Raw genomic sequence first — 15,299 nt, 5'->3', positions numbered from 1 at the left:
TTTTAACGGGAGAGATCCCGAACCATTTCCGAAATTCTCGCTACACCCTTCTCTATATCCTTCTCTCCCATCGCATAAGAGAGTCTTAATGCATTGTCGTCTCCGAACGCGATTCCCGGAACGGCGGCGACCTTGTATTTATCCAGAAGATGAGCACAGAATAATTTGCTCTTACTGGTTTCCGATGAAGAAGCTGCGAGCTTTTTGAAACCTTCCGTTTCGTATACGCCGCTCAGATAAGGAAATACGTAGAATGCGCCCTGCGGCACGTTCACTTCCACACCCGGAATCTGTCGGAGAAGTCCCACGATCAAATCCCTGCGTTTTTGGAAGGCCTTTGCCATTTCTTTCACGCATTCTTGGTCTCCGGTCAGAGCCGCTTCCGCTGCCGCTTGGGAAATGGAAGAAGGATTGGAAGTGGACTGGCTTTGGATGGTATCCATATTACGGATGATTTCGACCGGCCCAGCGCCGTAACCGATTCTCCAACCAGTCATGGAATAAGCCTTGGATACTCCGTTTGCCACGAAAGTGAGTTCCTTCAATTCAGGAGAAAGCATAGCCAAGTTCGAAAATTGGAATCCGTCGAACACTATGCTTTCATAGATATCGTCACTTAGGACCATGATCTTATGCTTTAAGATAACCTTGCCCAGTGCTTCCAACTCCGCTCGAGAATAGGCGGAACCCGTCGGATTAGAAGGCGAATTGATTACGACAGCCTTGGTCTTAGGAGTGATCGCTTTCTCCAATTCCTCAGGAGAGATACGAAACTCCTTTTCTTTAGAGGTGGGAACGATGACCGCTTTTCCTTCCGCTAATCGTACGATATCCGCATAACTCACCCAGTAAGGCGCAGGTATGATCACCTCGTCCCCCGGATTCAGAATCGCGAGGAAGAAATTATAAATCACCTGCTTACCGCCGGTTCCTACGATAATTTGGTTTCTGGAATATTCGAGACCGTTGTCCCGTTTGAATTTGGTTATGATTGCGTCTTTTAATTCGACCGTTCCCGATACCGCCGTGTAACGGGTCTGTCCTTTATCGATCGCTTTCTTGGCCGCTTCTTTGATATGAGCGGGCGTTTCGAAATCCGGTTCTCCGGCTCCGAAACTCACGATGTCTTCGCCTTGTTTTTTTAACTCGGCCGCCTTGGCACTGATTGCCAAAGTAGGTGAAGGCTCGATTACATCCAGCCTCCTAGCGTTCCACTCCATTGATACCTCGCTTGTATTAATTTAAGCTCCGACCTTTTCTTCTAGGGATTCCCGGAATTGGTCCAGAGTATATATTTCGTATTCGTAACCTTGTTCGGTAAGGAATAATTGTCTATTCTGTCCGAATCTTTCCTCGTTCGTATCCCTGGAAATCAAGGAATAGAACACCGCGGTATTATCGTCTCCCTTCGGCCTAAGAATCCTTCCCAAACGCTGCGCCTCTTCCTGGCGGGATCCGAAAGTTCCCGATACCTGGATGGCGATATTCGCGTCGGGTAAGTCGATAGAGAAGTTCGCAACCTTACTTACTACCAGAGATTTGATTCTTCCCGATCGGAAAGCATCGTAAAGTTCCTGTCTCTCTCCCAAAGGAGTTTTCCCGGTAATTAAAGGAATCTTAAACTTCTTGGAGATTTCCTCCAATTGGTTGATGTATTGACCGATTACGAGAAGATGAGACTCGGAATGCTTTTTCATGATGAGTTCGATCGCACGAAGTTTTTCCGGGTTTTCGGAAGCCAGACGGAATTTCTCGCGATCATCCGCGATGGAATATCTCATTCTGAGATCGTCTTCCATTGCGACTCTGATTTCCTTACATTTTGCCTCTGCAATCCAGGATTTGCTTTCCAATTCCTTCCAAGGAACGTCGTATTTTTTGGGTCCGATCAGACTGAATACGTCCTCTTCCAATCCGTCCTCACGAACCAAAGTAGCGGTGAGTCCCAGCCTACGCTTCGCCTGTAGTTCCGAAGTCATACGGAAAACAGGAGCGGGAAGCAAATGCACCTCGTCGTAAACGATGAGTCCCCAATTGTTCGCACTGAAAAGATGGAAATGTGTGAAGTCTCCGCCCTTCTTCTTTCTATGGGTAAGAATATTATAGGTCGCGATCGTGATCGGTTTGATTTCCTTCACTTCTCCGGAATATTCTCCTATATCCGATTCCGGGATATCCGTCTTGTCTAGGATTTCGTTTTTCCACTGGCGGATAGAAAGAGTGTTCGTGACTAGAATTAACGTTTCCGCCCCTACAATCTGCATCACACCGATTCCAACGATGGTTTTTCCGGCACCGCAAGGTAGCACGACCACTCCCGAACCGCCTTCATTTCCTCCGCCCGCATGAAAGACTTCCACGGAAGCTCTTTGGTAATCCCTCATTCCGAACTTTCTACCGGACTTAGTGGTAGGTCTTAGGTTGAATCCGTATTTGTTTCCTTCGTCGTAACCGGCTAAGTCTTCTACTGGGAATCCGATCTTGATCAGCGCTTGCTTGATATGACCCCGGAACTCTTTTTTAATGTAGATCTTATCTCCGATCGTCTTTTCGATATAAGGTTGAACGGCTCTGTGATTGGAGATCTCTTGCAGAAATCCTTTTTCGTTGGAGATGATACAGAGATCCCCGTTCTCTTCTTTTACTAGTTTTACTTTTCCGTATCTTCCGATCTGTTCACGGATCTCGTTGACCACGTTTTTAGGAACAGAGTAGCGGGAATATTGCTCTAGGCACTGGACGATTTCATCCGCACTCATTTTGATAGAGGCTGCATTCCAAAGGGAAAGCGGAGAAATTCTATAAGTATGCAAGTATTCGGGACTTTTTTCCAATTCAGCGAACTTGGACACGACCAGCTGGCAAGCCTCGAATTCGGGGTTATCCACCTCGAGAAGCATGGTCTTATCACTCTGAACTATTAACGGTTTACTCATTTGGATACGGGATCTCCCTTAAAACTTAGACTGAAAATGACCCCTTCCTTGTCAAGAAGAAAGAAAATATAGGGCCGAATCATAGTACTCTCGCGAGAATTCTACATTCTCCCCAAATCTCCGAATAGCCTTTCAACTCGCTGAGTCCTTGTCCGGACACCAAAGCGTTTCCGGGAGCGCTACAAGGTTCGATTGCGATCGAACTGAAATCGGGTTTAGTATAGATTTGGTAGTAATTCAGAGCGATCTGTCCTTCTTCCGGAGGAGGACTAATTACGGAGATCGAATATTTTAGTTTCGAATTTTCTAAAACGACTCTAGGATCCTTTCCGTAAAATAAATGATCCAGGGAAGAAAGTTTTCCGTCCTGAATTACGGAATCGATCGAATTGGAAATACCCGGTTGTATCGGAACCAATTTATCGTCCAGTTCCAGATTCTTATCCAGGTGTAGAAAGAGTCTCCAATCATCCCTGTGACCGCCCAAGGAGAAATACGGATGATAACCGTAAGCAAACCGAATCGAATCGGCTTTCATATTATTGAATCTTGTTTTTAGGCTGAGAAGAATTCCGGAACTGGTCTCTTCGATGAAGTATTCTTCCCGGATCGCGATCGCCGAAATCGGAGAATCCCTCCATTCTTCCGGAAAGATCACTCTAAATTCTCCGCCTTTTCCGTCGGGACGAATCTTGATCGGCTTTCTTTCGAGAGAATGTACTAGACCGTGAACGGGAAAACCGCTCTCGTCTCTTTGGATTCCCGGGAAAGTAAACGGCTTTCCGTTAAAGGAAAGTTCCGTAGAAGCATGCCGATTGACCCAAGGGAACATCAAGAAATTTCCGGATCCGAAAGGTGCGTCGCTTTCTCGAAAAGGGGCAAGTACCTGGATCGGATCCTTATCAGAACGCGGCTTCCATTCCCAAGAATGCCAATGAGTTCCGTCGGTAAAAAATCGAGAACTTTCCGTCCGAAATTCGTACATTGCGGGAAGGAGGTTGGGAAAATGCTCCGAGAGGGAAAGTAAAAAACGAGTCCTTCCCTTTTTTTTGGAGAAAGCCTAAGTCGGGAAAGGAATTGAAGCGATACCTATGCTTTCCAGAATGGACAAAGGCCTTTGCATGAAATTTCCGAATAGAAGCGCCCTTTTACTAATCTCGTTTACACTCTGTCATTTTTACGATTGCATCAGTATCCCGCTTCCGTCCCAACCTCTCGCAGTTCCACAAGAGAAAATCGTGGTAGGAACTACTCCGGGAGGAAAGGATAAGATTTTAGTGATCTCGATAGAGGGAGAGATCTTCGAACATTCTAGTCCGGGTAATTTACTCGGCGGATCCAAAGAAAGTCTAGTCGGCCGCGTAAAAACCCAGCTGACCATGGCCCAAAGGGACGAGAATATCAAAGCGGTCATTTTAAAAATCGATAGCCCGGGCGGCTCCGTTACCGCTAGCGATATCATCCATCACGAAATCAAAGAATTCAAGAAAAAGAGAGATATACCCGTGGTTTCTCTTTTCATGGATATGGCGGCTTCCGGCGGGTATTACATCGCTATGGCTACTGATTATATCATGGCTCACCCTACCACTACCACGGGCTCCATAGGAGTCATTCTTTTCAATGTGAATGCAAAGGAAGCCTTGGACAAATTGGGCATCCGAAGCACTACGATTCGGTCCGGTCCGAATAAGGCTACCGGGAACCCCTTCGAAGAATTCACTCCGGAACAAAGAAAGGTCTACGAAGATATCATCACCGAGACATACGAGAGATTCCTTACTATCGTAAAAGAAGGCAGACCGAAATTGAAAGAGAACGAAATCCGGACTCTTGCAGATGGACGGATTTATAGCGCGAAGCAGGCGCAGCAAAAAGGCCTTGTAGATTCCATAGGATATTTCGAAAATATTGTAACCGTAACCAAAGGGCTGCCTGGATACAAAGCCTCTTCTCCCGGCGCCGTTCCTAAGATCATATTCTATTCCTATAAGGAATCCGTTCCGGAAAATTTCTATCAGATCCAAAACAACGGACAAGCAAGCCAAGGCGTCCTGGAAGAATTGATTCCGGGAAAACAATGGCGGGATTTCCGGATGTATTATCTTTATACCCCCTAAATAGAAAAAGTTAGAACCGGACCCTTTCGAGAATGCTATTCAACTCACAACCTTATATCTGGCTATTCGCCTTTACTTTTTTGACTTACTGGCTGATTCCCCAGAAGTTTAGAAAACGGCTTCTCTTCGTATCTTCGTTTATTTTCTATTTCTATTCCGGTTTCGCTTTTACGATCCACTTCCTTCTGGTAATCGCCGTGAATTTCTTCTTCTCCTTAAAACTTTGGGAGAAAAAGACCAAAGGCCAAGATACGTTTCGTCTCTTGAGTTTCATCGTAATACTGAACTTCTTAAACCTGGCGTTCTTTAAGTATTTCTATTTCTTTTTGGATTCCTTGGATTTCTTTGCAGGTTCTTCTTCTTTCTCCGAATTCGGAAAAGGCATCCATATTCCGCTTCCTTTGGCCATCAGTTTTTACACATTCCAGCTCGTAGCCCTACAAGTGGACATACATAGGGACCATGTTCCCGAGAGAATCTCCTCTCTGGATTATTTTCTGTTCATTCTATTCTTCCCACAATTGATTGCGGGACCGATCATGAGGACCACGGACTTCCTTCCGAAGTTAGATAAACCTTCCATCAGTTTTGAAAGGGTTAAATGGGCCATCTTTCTCATTCTCTCGGGCCTATTCAAGAAAGTGGTGATTGCGGATAATATTTCCGGAATCGTGCAGCCGATCTTTACCCATCCGGAAGAATACAATTCTCTCAGTTTGTATCTTTCCATGTTCGGATTCGTGAGCCAGGTATATTGCGATTTTAGCGGATATACGGATATCGCTAGAGGTTCCGCTTATCTTCTGGGCTACGAGATTCCCGAGAACTTCCGTGGTCCATTCTTCTCGCCTAGCTTTAGAGAATTTTGGGGTCGCTGGCATGTCACTCTCTCCACCTGGCTGAAAGATTATCTCTATATTCCTTTGGGAGGAAGTAGAGGCGGTTTCTGGAAAACACAATGGAACTCTCTTGTCACCATGACCCTAGGCGGGCTATGGCACGGTGCGAATTTCGGTTATATTATTTGGGGAGCGTATTTGGGAATGATCCTGGGAGTCGAAAGACTTTTAGGACCTGCGGATCCCAAACAGGAAAAGGAACCTCGAGGTTTCTCGCGCTTTTGGAGGGTGACTCTCATCATTCATCTTTTCGCGATCTCCGGAATATTCTTCCGAACCGCTTCGGCAGGCACAGCCTCATTAAAACTCGCCGGGGAATATTTCAAAGGCTTCCTACATTTTATCGGTGGAAAAGGAATACTACGCTGGGAAGAACTACTACTTTTCGTATTCCTGGCATTCTTTTGGAATGCGGTCCAATACTATCCGAATCTAAAGGAAAGGATTCAAAATCGTTTCGGATGGCTTTTACCCGCTTTTTCCGTTCTTATGCTTCTATTATTGGGCATTTTCGGAGACGGGGGCGGAGAGTTCATCTACTTCCAATTTTAAAATATTTCCGTTTGCCAATACTTCCTTCCGGATTCAGCCTGGAACGGCGGATAATGCTTAAGATCTAATATTCGACCGGAGATTTGCCGGTCGATAGTTCCTTCCCATGCAGAAAGTGTTTCATCTATTTTTAATATTTCTGGTTCAGATTTTCCTACTAGACTGCTATCCCCCTTCTTGGATCCGGGAACTGCCCACCCAACCGCAAAGCGCCCCGGATGCGGAATTGGACGGAATCTTCGAAAAAAGGCTGCCACCCCTTTCTCCCCTAACCTCGGTCTATTATAAGGAAAAACACTCCGAGATCTTAAAATTCAACGCTAAGGAAAAATCTTTCCAAAAAATCTATATTAGAGAGATAGAGGATGGCGGGATTTTTCGTCGGATTCGAATCGAGGGATCAGGAAAATACCGATCCAAAGGAAATTGGGTCTTGTTGATTACCGAAAACATCGACTCGGAAGAATCGGTTTCGAAAGACGGAAGGCAAATTTCCTCCCAAAAAACTTCGGATTTGGGTTCTTCTTCCCGTAAACTATTGTATCATTACGACCGAGGTTCCGATTCCATAATTCCCATGATCTATGATTCCGGCTATAGAGAGAAACCTTTCGGAGTGGTGGACGGAACCAAGAATCCTCATTCAGAAGACGATCATTTTCAGATTTCCAGACGGAATTATTCCAGGAAAGAATACCAAGGCCACGCTTATTTCAAGGTAAAATGAGAACTTCCTCCTCCATTAAACAATACATCCGAGACGCCTGGCCGGTGGTATTGGTACTTAATATTTCCGTAATCATCTGCACCTTTATCGGGCTACAATTTTATACGCCTCCGGTGCGTCCGACCATCGTGATTCTTTTAGTTTCTTGTTTTACCGTCTTCGTGAATTACTCGGCATTCGTGCTATTTCTCACGGAGAGAGTGCTTCCCAAAGAGCAGGAATTAGGAAAGATCATTAAGAGATTCCGTCGCGGCGATAACCGGATGCAGAATTACGTTTTTCCTTTGGATTTCGTGGACGAGAATTACGAAATCAGAGGGCGGTGTCTCACATACAATCCGATCGGAGGAGATTTCTATAATTTTCTAAAGGATAGGACCGGTAACTATTGGATGGGGATCGGAGATACTTCCGGTCACGGCTATGTTGCGGGCCTATTCAGTATGATGGTGATGAATCAGATGACTCATTTGGTTCACCAAAACGAATACCCGCATGAAATCATCGATCAGATTATAGAACATTTGGAAGAAAGAACCGGCATCTACCCTCATATCCATCGTAGCCTATATGCGACCTTTCTTCTTATGCGAGCCGATTCGGAAGGCAATTTTCTTCATTCGGGAATCCATCCTAGCTTGGTGCTTTACAAAAAGAAAGAAGATAGAATCGAAATAGTAGGCACCGACGGTAAATTTCTTTCCACGGTCATGAATCCTCCTCTCAAACGAACCAAGCATTCCTTAAGTTTTAAAATGGATCCTGACGATATTCTTTTCTGCTTTACGGACGGTCTCTTCGAACAAAAGAACCGAAATATAGGCGAATACTACGGAGAGAATCTGTATAAATTTCTGGAATCCGTCCCTAAAAAAAATATAGAAAGACTGATGGATGATCTTTTCACGGACGTGGTAAAGCATACGGGAGGCAGAATCCAAGACGATATGAGCCTCTTAGTCGTACGCAAACTTTAAGAATCCCGTTTTCTCGGTTGAAACTAGATTCCCCCCTATAAATCTGTTGCCATGGACCAGGAATATTGGGTGGAGCGATTCAATTCGCTTCTACATTGGAATGAAAAAGATATCCGCAAAATTCTACGTGTAGTTTCGGATAGTTGCCTGGTCACCGGTATGACCGAACAGGAGACTCTGGATTTTCTACAATACGGATTCGAAGAAGAGATTCTGGATCTAAAACAGACCTACGATTGGACTCTATTCAAAGGAAAATTGGTCTCCAAACTCTCCAAAAGACGACACGAGCCGCCGGGACTTTCCATTTTACATCCCGACTTAGTGGGAGAGGATTGATACGATCCAAAACGAATGATTCATACCGAGGGGGAGAATTATCATTTCTTTATATGCACTCCGGATTCGGTAGCGAGGGTGGATTCGAAGATCTCCCCTTTTTACGATTTTTCTCCCCGAGATATAGAAGAACTTCCTTATCTATATTCCCAACCCTCCTTAATTCCTAAATTCCTGTATAATATACGATACGACAGACGGGACTATCCGAGCGGTCCTATGCGTAACCCTAGTTACTTGAGCTTACAAGGCAAAAAAGTCATCTCGGAAGAGGCTCGATTTCCGCAAAGGTCATACGAGATTTTTGACGGCAGGGAATATCCCATTCTTTCCAATCCTTATTCCTGTCATGGTAACGTTCCTGTTTGGATCCGAAGAGAGGGCCGGTTTACACAATTAGGCGCGATGCGAAACGAAACGCTTTCCCTTTCTAGGCAAAATAGAAAAAGAATGCAATCCACTCGCTATCTTTCTCTACGAGATATCGTGAACCCGGAATTGGACGAAGAAATGGTGATTCGTAAAATCGAAGATCTCTACTTCGATGCGGAGAGTAAGACCTTTCTTTTTAGACTCGTAAAAATACTATATGCGGGAACTCCGAGCGAAGAGCAACAATTAGTATCCAATCTATTTTCTCACGAAGCCGAATTTGCAAAATTCCTGAGAGACCGGATCTTCTCCATTGAGATTTTACCGTTAATCCACGGGCCTTTCTTAAATACGATCTTAAATAAAATCGACGAGAGGATTCTTCGCTTTTCCGTTCCTAAATTATCCGTTCCTGTAAGAAGGATGGTGGAGAGAAACGTTTCTAAAAACCGTTGGAAACAAATCCTAGCAAGCCCCATCAAGAAACCGGAACCGGGAGAGTCCTTCGAGGAAATCGTAGAAAAGGAAATCTTTCGAAGATTTTCCCGTAGAATTTATTACGAAGAAGGAAATTTCGTCGTATATAGGGAAGAAGAAGATTCGGAAAAAATAAAATTAGGCTCTCGTTCCAAATCGGAATTTACTACCCTACCCTCCGAGAAATACAATCTACACTCTACAGGAAGGGAGATTTCTCTTTATTCAGTAACGAAAGAAAAGTTACTATTTCTAACGGAAGAATTCTTAGAAATAATACGTTTCGATCTTCTGCTCTCCCGGAAAGAAAAAGATAGTTTCGAATATTTTAAAATACCCAAGGGTACGATTTTAGAGATCCCTCGCTACGACCAAACAAAATTGGTCGTAGGAGCGGCGATCCCGTCGGATAGAAAGCCTCTGGAATTCAGTTTGGCTTCCTTTAACTATTAGTTATTTTTCCGGGGTAAGAATTCTTTTTACGGAATCCTTCCAAATTCGGATTTCCTTCTCTCTTTGGGAATTTCCCATTTTCGGGGAGAATTCCTTGCTCGCCTTTTGCTTTTTCTTCAATTCGGCAACGGAAGAATAAAAACCTCTTTCCAAACCCGCCAGATAGGCGGCTCCTAGGACTGTTGTATCCAGATTGGAAGGTCGAACGATTTTTTTGCCCAGAATATCCGATTGGTATTGCATAAGCCAATTATTGGCCGTAGCGCCACCGTCCACTTTCAGGATTTTTAATTTGGCTCCCGTATCGTTCTCCATCGCTTCCACAAGCTCGTAGGATTGCAATGCGATAGACTTCAATGCGGCTCTGGTGATCTGTTCCTGGGTCGTATCCCGGGTAAGCCCCAAAATTGCACCTCTAGCATTCATATCCCAATAAGGAGCGCCTAAACCGGAGAATGCAGGCACGAATACGACCTCGTCCTCCTTGTTCACGGAAGCGGCCATTTTTTCTGAGAGCTTGGATTCCTTAAAGAAACGTAAATTATCCCTAAGATACTGGATTACCGCTCCGCCGATAAAGATAGAGCCTTCCAGACAATACACTGTTTTCCCTTCAGGACCGCAGGCCAAAGTGGTGATCAGATTGTTTTTGGAGATCTGTAGTTTGTTTCCGGTATTGAAAAGCAGGAAGCAACCCGTTCCATAGGTGTTCTTTGCCTCGCCAGGTTCCGTGCAAAGTTGCCCGAAAAGCGCACCTTGTTGGTCTCCTACCAAGGAAGAGATAGGAATTCCGTCGGGTAATCCGGCCACGGATTCCGTCCTTCCGAAAAGAGTGCTGGAATTATGGGTTTCGGGAAGAATCGCCTCTGGAATTTGCAGAATCTTTAATAGTTCCTTATCCCATTCTTTCTTCTCTATATTGAATATAAGAGTCCTACTCGCATTCGTATGATCCGTCTTATGCGATTTTCCGTTGGTAAGTCTGTATAGAAGATAGGTATCGATCGTTCCGAATAAAACCTTTCCCTTCTCCGCCTTGGCACGAACACCTTTCACATTATCCAGGATCCATCGAATCTTGGTCCCGCTAAAATAAGCGTCCACTACGAGCCCCGTCTTTCTTCTGAATGTGGGTTCGAGACCTTCTTTCTTCAAGCCGGAACAAAAATCGGAAGTACGACGGCATTGCCATACGATCGCGTTATATACCGGTTTTCCGGTGTCCTTATCGAATAATACAGTGGTTTCCCTTTGGTTGGTGATCCCGATCGCAACCGCCTTTTCCGGTTTTAATTTTCCATTGCGTATGGCTTTTAGAATCAGTTTTTCGGTCTTTGCCCAAATCTCTTCCGCATCGTGTTCCACCCAGCCCGGCTTAGGAAAATGCTGTTTGAATTCGGAGTATGCGCTGGAGATTACGTTCCCAGCCTTATTGAAACAAAAAGTCCGTATGCCGGTTGTTCCGGCATCTATACCGATAATATATTCGCTCATTTATTTTTCTCCGTAATGGATCGGATCAGATTTGGATTTCAAGACCTTCTCTGGCCATAATGATTTCTAATTGGTTGTCGGGATCAAACATTTCTTTGTATTTGATCGCTCGCAAATATACCGCGTCCAATTTCTCGTCGTCGTAAGACGGATCGTGATGGAACATGACCAGCTTTTTAACATTCGCTCGGAGAGCAATATCCGTAGCCATGGATGCGGTACTATGCCCCCAATCGATTTTTTGGAGGGATTCCTCGAAAGTATACTGGGTATCGAAAACTAAAACGTCGGCTCCGCGGAAATAATTCAGATAATCCTCTATATTCTCCATCTCGTCCAGATTGAACTCTGCATCCGAGGCAAAGATGAGAGACTTACCGTCCTCCTCGAATCGATACGAAAAGCTACCACCTGGATGTCGAACCGCTTTGGAAATCGCAGTCACGGAATCCGTAACCCTGAAGGCTCTCCCCTCGGGTACATGGCGAAATATCTTCTCCGCATTGAAACCGTCGAAAGGCACCGGGAAATGAGTGAAAGTATGTTGGTAACGAAGCCTTTCTTCCAAATTTTCCACGGAACTCACGAATTCGAATTTGTTTCCGGGAGTATAAAGAGGAACAAAGAATGGAATTCCCTGGATATGATCCCAGTGGGTATGAGTGAAAATCCAGACGGCCGAGCCCTTTCCATGAGCATAACCTTCCGATAAAATAGAATTTCCTAATTCTCGTAGTCCGGTTCCGCCATCTATGATGACGAGTTTGTCTTCCCTATCCCGGATCTCGATACATGTGGTGTTTCCGCCGTACGTACTCCAATTGGATAAAGCCAAGGAATCCAGAAAATCCTCTATCGCCTCCGGGCTTTGCAGATCGGACGGCGAGGCCAAGCTCAGAATTCTGAGTATCTTAGAGCGAATCGAATCGCCCGGAACGGGAGAAGAAATGGAGCCCCGAACTCCCCAAAATTTTATCCGCATACAGTTCTAATTATCGTCCGAAATCCCCGGTTTTTCTATAAAATCGCCCACTTAATTTTTCGCAGGGATTACATTTTGCCAGCGATTTCTTATCTTAAACGTAAGAGAAATCTCCCAAAAATTGCCGGAAAAAAGAGTTTACCCCAGCTTTGCCACAAATTAATCTCAGAGTTCGGGTCCTCCCGGTTTCGAACCTTAGTCTTTTCCGTTTTCTACGGAACTACGTTGTATTCTTACCTTGAGGTTAGTCAGAGAAATAGAGAATTCGGAGCCGTTCACTTGGAAGGTTTTCAGACAGACGTTTCTTTAGAAGATGGAATTTGCGTCGTCAAAATCCAGGGCAATGTAAGCCTAAAGAATGCATTTGCGTTAAAAGAACTCGTAATCCGACAATTCGACGAGGGGTATAAGGAGATCATCCTAGACTTCGAAGGGGACGTCTATCTGGACTCCTCCGGAATCGGGGCTATCTTCAATACCCAAAAATACATCACCGAACGCCACGGCCATTTAAGACTCAGAAATCTGAGCCGGGATGTGATGACCATCCTAAGAATCGCCAATCTAGATAAGCATCTGGATATTATTCCCTAATCCGCCGCTCTTCTTTCGCAGATGTTGGAAATCGTTCGCATCTATACGCATAGTCCGCTTCGCAATTTCTCCTATCTAGTCAGGCAGAAAGATACGGGCGAAACTCTATGCATCGATCCTTACGATTCGGAGCAAATTCGAAAAGTATTAGAATCCAAATCCTGGGATCTGGATTCTATAGTCAATACTCACGAACACCCGGACCATACTTCCGGCAACGAAGGCCTGGTTCGAGAATTCGGCTCCAAGATACTCGCGCATCCGAACGCAATTTCAAAGATCCCCGGAGCGACAGTCGCATTGGGAGAAAAGGAAAGAATACTCTCCGATTCTTCCGGAGATTCTTATCTAGAGGTTCTATACACTCCCGGTCATACCTTCGCACATGTTTGTCTTTTAGAATGGGAGAATGGGAAACCTAAGAGCGTATTTACGGGAGATACGATTTTTAACTCCGGAGTGGGAAACTGTAAGAATGGGGGAAACCCGGAGGCTCTCTATTCTACCGTATCCGAAACATTTCGTTCTTTGCCGGGTGCCGTGCGACTCTATCCGGGACACGATTATCTACTCAATAATCTGCGATTCAGTTTGCATCTAGATCCGGAAAACGGAGCGGCACGCAAGGCATTGCAAAAAGCCGAATCCCTAGAAAAGGATAAGGAATTTTGGACGACCGATTTCTCGGAAGAGAGAGAATTCAATCCGTTCTTCCTGGTTTTCCAGCCTAAGGATGCTCTTGTACAAGGAATCCGAAAGAATATCGGAAACGAGAATTTGGAAAAAGAACCCAAAGCATTATTCCTGGCTTTGAGATCTCTTCGTGATAAATGGTAGTTTCTTTTTTCATCCAAGTGCCATCCGGATACTATCTAATATTTTAATAATACATAGAGAATAGAGAACGGGTTTCCTAGATTCCCGGATGTCCTTTGGAAAGATTTCTTTTCCCGAGGAATACTCCATTCTCAATTGTCCTAAACGCATGAAAAAATACGATATTCTAGTCATAGGTTCCGGAGGAGGAACGAAGCTAGTTACCCCTCCTTCCAAGCTGGGCTATAAAGTAGCCATTCTGGAAAAAGACCGTCTCGGGGGAACCTGCCTAAATCGCGGATGCATTCCGTCCAAAATGCTGATTTATCCTGCGGAGATCCTGGCGCTGGCAGGAGATTCCTCCCGCTTCCAACTAGACATTCCCCGCCCCTACCATGTGGACTTTAAGACCTTGGTGGAAAGGGTATCCGCGACAGTGGATGCGGACTCGAATAGTATTATTCCCGCGTATGAGAAGAATCCGAATATCGATTATTATCCCCATGAAGGAAGGTTCGAGGAGAATAAGATCGTTCGAGTAAACGGAGAACGTATCACTGCGGATCGAATCTTCATCACCGCTGGATGTCGTCCGTTCATTCCGGATATCCCCGGACTGGAAGGAACTCCCTATATGACAAGCCGAGAGGCCTTGAGACGGACTGAATTACCGAAGAAATTGCTCGTGATCGGAGGCGGATATATAGGCCTAGAATTAGGCTTCGCCTATTCTTCCTTCGGCTCCGAGACTACGTTTATTGTCCGAAAAAGAATGCTTTCTCATGAAGATAAAGACGTGGTAGATACTTTCGAAAAAGCGTTTTCCAAACGTCATGACGTGCGATTGGGAACACAGGTGGAAAAGGTTTCCTATCAAAACGGAACCTTCACACTCTACTGTAAGAGCGATAACGATGGCAGCTTCGTTCTAGAAGGAGACGCATTACTTGTGGCCACCGGAATCCGACCGAATACGGACTGGTTGGATCTGCAGAATACGGATGTACAATTGGATGAGAAAGGTTATATTCGGACGAACGAATATCTCGAGACCACGGCTCCTGGAGTTTACGCTTTCGGCGATATCATAGGAAAGTATTTCTTTAGACACTCTGTCAATTTTGAAGGAGAAGCTCTTTTCCAATCTTTATACGTGGATAAAAAAAGGTCGGTGATAGAATATCCTCCCGTTCCCCACGCGGTATTCACTCATCCCCAGGTAGCTGCGGTCGGGAAGACGGAAGACGAACTGATCCGAGAAGGAACGGAATATATTTCGGCGATCAATCCCTATTCTTCTAGCGCCACCGGAATGGCCAGGCTCTCCGAAGATAGCTTCGTGAAAATCCTAGTGAGCCCTAAGACTCGAAAGATTCTAGGAGCCCATATTATAGGAGACGAAGCTTCCAATCTGATCCATCTTTTCATACTCCTAATGACCATGGGTGGGACTCTAGAGGACTTACTAAAGATGATTTATGTTCACCCGGCATTACCGGAAATTGCAAGAAATGCGGCGAGAAAAGCCAGGGAAATACTGGGCTCTTAAGCTTTTCAAGCG

14 protein-coding genes are annotated in these 15,299 nt (G+C 45.0%); 9 read left to right on the top strand and 5 right to left on the bottom strand.

Features of this window, described 5'->3' with window-relative positions:
* Nucleotides 1-2 precede the first annotated feature (2 nt).
* The 3 genes from LEP1GSC061_RS07730 to LEP1GSC061_RS07720 form a co-directional block, all read right to left on the bottom strand.
* Complete coding sequence (locus LEP1GSC061_RS07730) at nt 3-1,220, bottom strand: pyridoxal phosphate-dependent aminotransferase (protein ID WP_016544929.1); 1,218 nt, start codon at nt 1,218-1,220, stop codon at nt 3-5.
* A gap of 21 nt (nt 1,221-1,241) precedes the next feature.
* Complete coding sequence (locus LEP1GSC061_RS07725) at nt 1,242-2,936, bottom strand: DNA repair helicase XPB (protein ID WP_040508129.1); 1,695 nt, start codon at nt 2,934-2,936, stop codon at nt 1,242-1,244.
* A gap of 79 nt (nt 2,937-3,015) precedes the next feature.
* Nucleotides 3,016-3,921: an aldose epimerase family protein gene (locus LEP1GSC061_RS07720; RefSeq protein WP_016545005.1), complete on the bottom strand. Its 906-nt coding sequence runs from the start codon at nt 3,919-3,921 to the stop codon at nt 3,016-3,018.
* A gap of 106 nt (nt 3,922-4,027) precedes the next feature.
* Between LEP1GSC061_RS07720 and sppA the strand changes: the two genes are divergently transcribed.
* From sppA to LEP1GSC061_RS07690, 6 genes are all read left to right on the top strand, one after another.
* Nucleotides 4,028-5,056: a signal peptide peptidase SppA gene (gene sppA, locus LEP1GSC061_RS07715; RefSeq protein WP_016544496.1), complete on the top strand. Its 1,029-nt coding sequence runs from the start codon at nt 4,028-4,030 to the stop codon at nt 5,054-5,056.
* Between the two features lie 32 nt (nt 5,057-5,088).
* Nucleotides 5,089-6,507 (top strand): MBOAT family O-acyltransferase, encoded by a 1,419-nt coding sequence (locus LEP1GSC061_RS07710; protein ID WP_016544839.1) that lies wholly within the window; start codon nt 5,089-5,091, stop codon nt 6,505-6,507.
* Nucleotides 6,508-6,613: 106 nt separating this feature from the next.
* The gene (locus tag LEP1GSC061_RS07705; RefSeq protein ID WP_016544745.1) at nt 6,614-7,234 is read left to right on the top strand and encodes a hypothetical protein; all 621 of its coding nucleotides are present in this window, start codon (nt 6,614-6,616) and stop codon (nt 7,232-7,234) included.
* On the top strand, nt 7,231-8,211 hold the full coding sequence (locus LEP1GSC061_RS07700) for a PP2C family protein-serine/threonine phosphatase (RefSeq protein WP_016544916.1): 981 nt from the start codon (nt 7,231-7,233) through the stop codon (nt 8,209-8,211). Before LEP1GSC061_RS07705 ends, LEP1GSC061_RS07700 begins: the two co-directional genes overlap by 4 nt.
* Nucleotides 8,212-8,262: 51 nt before the next feature.
* Nucleotides 8,263-8,550, top strand: a complete 288-nt coding sequence (locus tag LEP1GSC061_RS07695; RefSeq protein WP_016545003.1) for a hypothetical protein — start codon at nt 8,263-8,265, stop codon at nt 8,548-8,550.
* Nucleotides 8,551-8,565: 15 nt separating this feature from the next.
* Nucleotides 8,566-9,852: a hypothetical protein gene (locus tag LEP1GSC061_RS07690; protein ID WP_016544871.1), complete on the top strand. Its 1,287-nt coding sequence runs from the start codon at nt 8,566-8,568 to the stop codon at nt 9,850-9,852.
* On the opposite strand, the gene glpK is transcribed toward LEP1GSC061_RS07690, so the two are convergent.
* Both glpK and LEP1GSC061_RS07680 read right to left on the bottom strand, forming a co-directional pair.
* Nucleotides 9,853-11,346, bottom strand: a complete 1,494-nt coding sequence (glpK, locus tag LEP1GSC061_RS07685) for a glycerol kinase GlpK (RefSeq protein WP_016544721.1) — start codon at nt 11,344-11,346, stop codon at nt 9,853-9,855. It abuts the gene before it with no gap.
* Between the two features lie 25 nt (nt 11,347-11,371).
* Nucleotides 11,372-12,328, bottom strand: coding sequence for an MBL fold metallo-hydrolase (locus LEP1GSC061_RS07680; protein ID WP_016544643.1), 957 nt, complete (start codon nt 12,326-12,328; stop codon nt 11,372-11,374).
* 279 nt (nt 12,329-12,607) lie between these two features.
* Between LEP1GSC061_RS07680 and LEP1GSC061_RS07675 the strand changes: the two genes are divergently transcribed.
* From LEP1GSC061_RS07675 to LEP1GSC061_RS07665, 3 genes are all read left to right on the top strand, one after another.
* Nucleotides 12,608-12,922, top strand: coding sequence for an STAS domain-containing protein (locus tag LEP1GSC061_RS07675; RefSeq protein WP_016544302.1), 315 nt, complete (start codon nt 12,608-12,610; stop codon nt 12,920-12,922).
* Between the two features lie 21 nt (nt 12,923-12,943).
* Nucleotides 12,944-13,759 carry a hydroxyacylglutathione hydrolase gene (locus LEP1GSC061_RS07670; RefSeq protein ID WP_016544227.1) on the top strand — a complete coding sequence of 272 codons (816 nt, stop codon included), beginning with the start codon at nt 12,944-12,946 and terminating at the stop codon, nt 13,757-13,759.
* Nucleotides 13,760-13,907: 148 nt separating this feature from the next.
* Complete coding sequence (locus LEP1GSC061_RS07665) at nt 13,908-15,287, top strand: dihydrolipoyl dehydrogenase (protein WP_040508127.1); 1,380 nt, start codon at nt 13,908-13,910, stop codon at nt 15,285-15,287.
* Nucleotides 15,288-15,299: the final 12 nt, after the last annotated feature.

Source organism: Leptospira wolffii serovar Khorat str. Khorat-H2, assembly GCF_000306115.2.
Classification (GTDB): Bacteria; Spirochaetota; Leptospiria; order Leptospirales; family Leptospiraceae; genus Leptospira_B; species Leptospira_B wolffii.
Note: the sequence above shows the minus strand (reverse complement) of the source record. Positions and strands in the feature narration are given on the sequence as shown.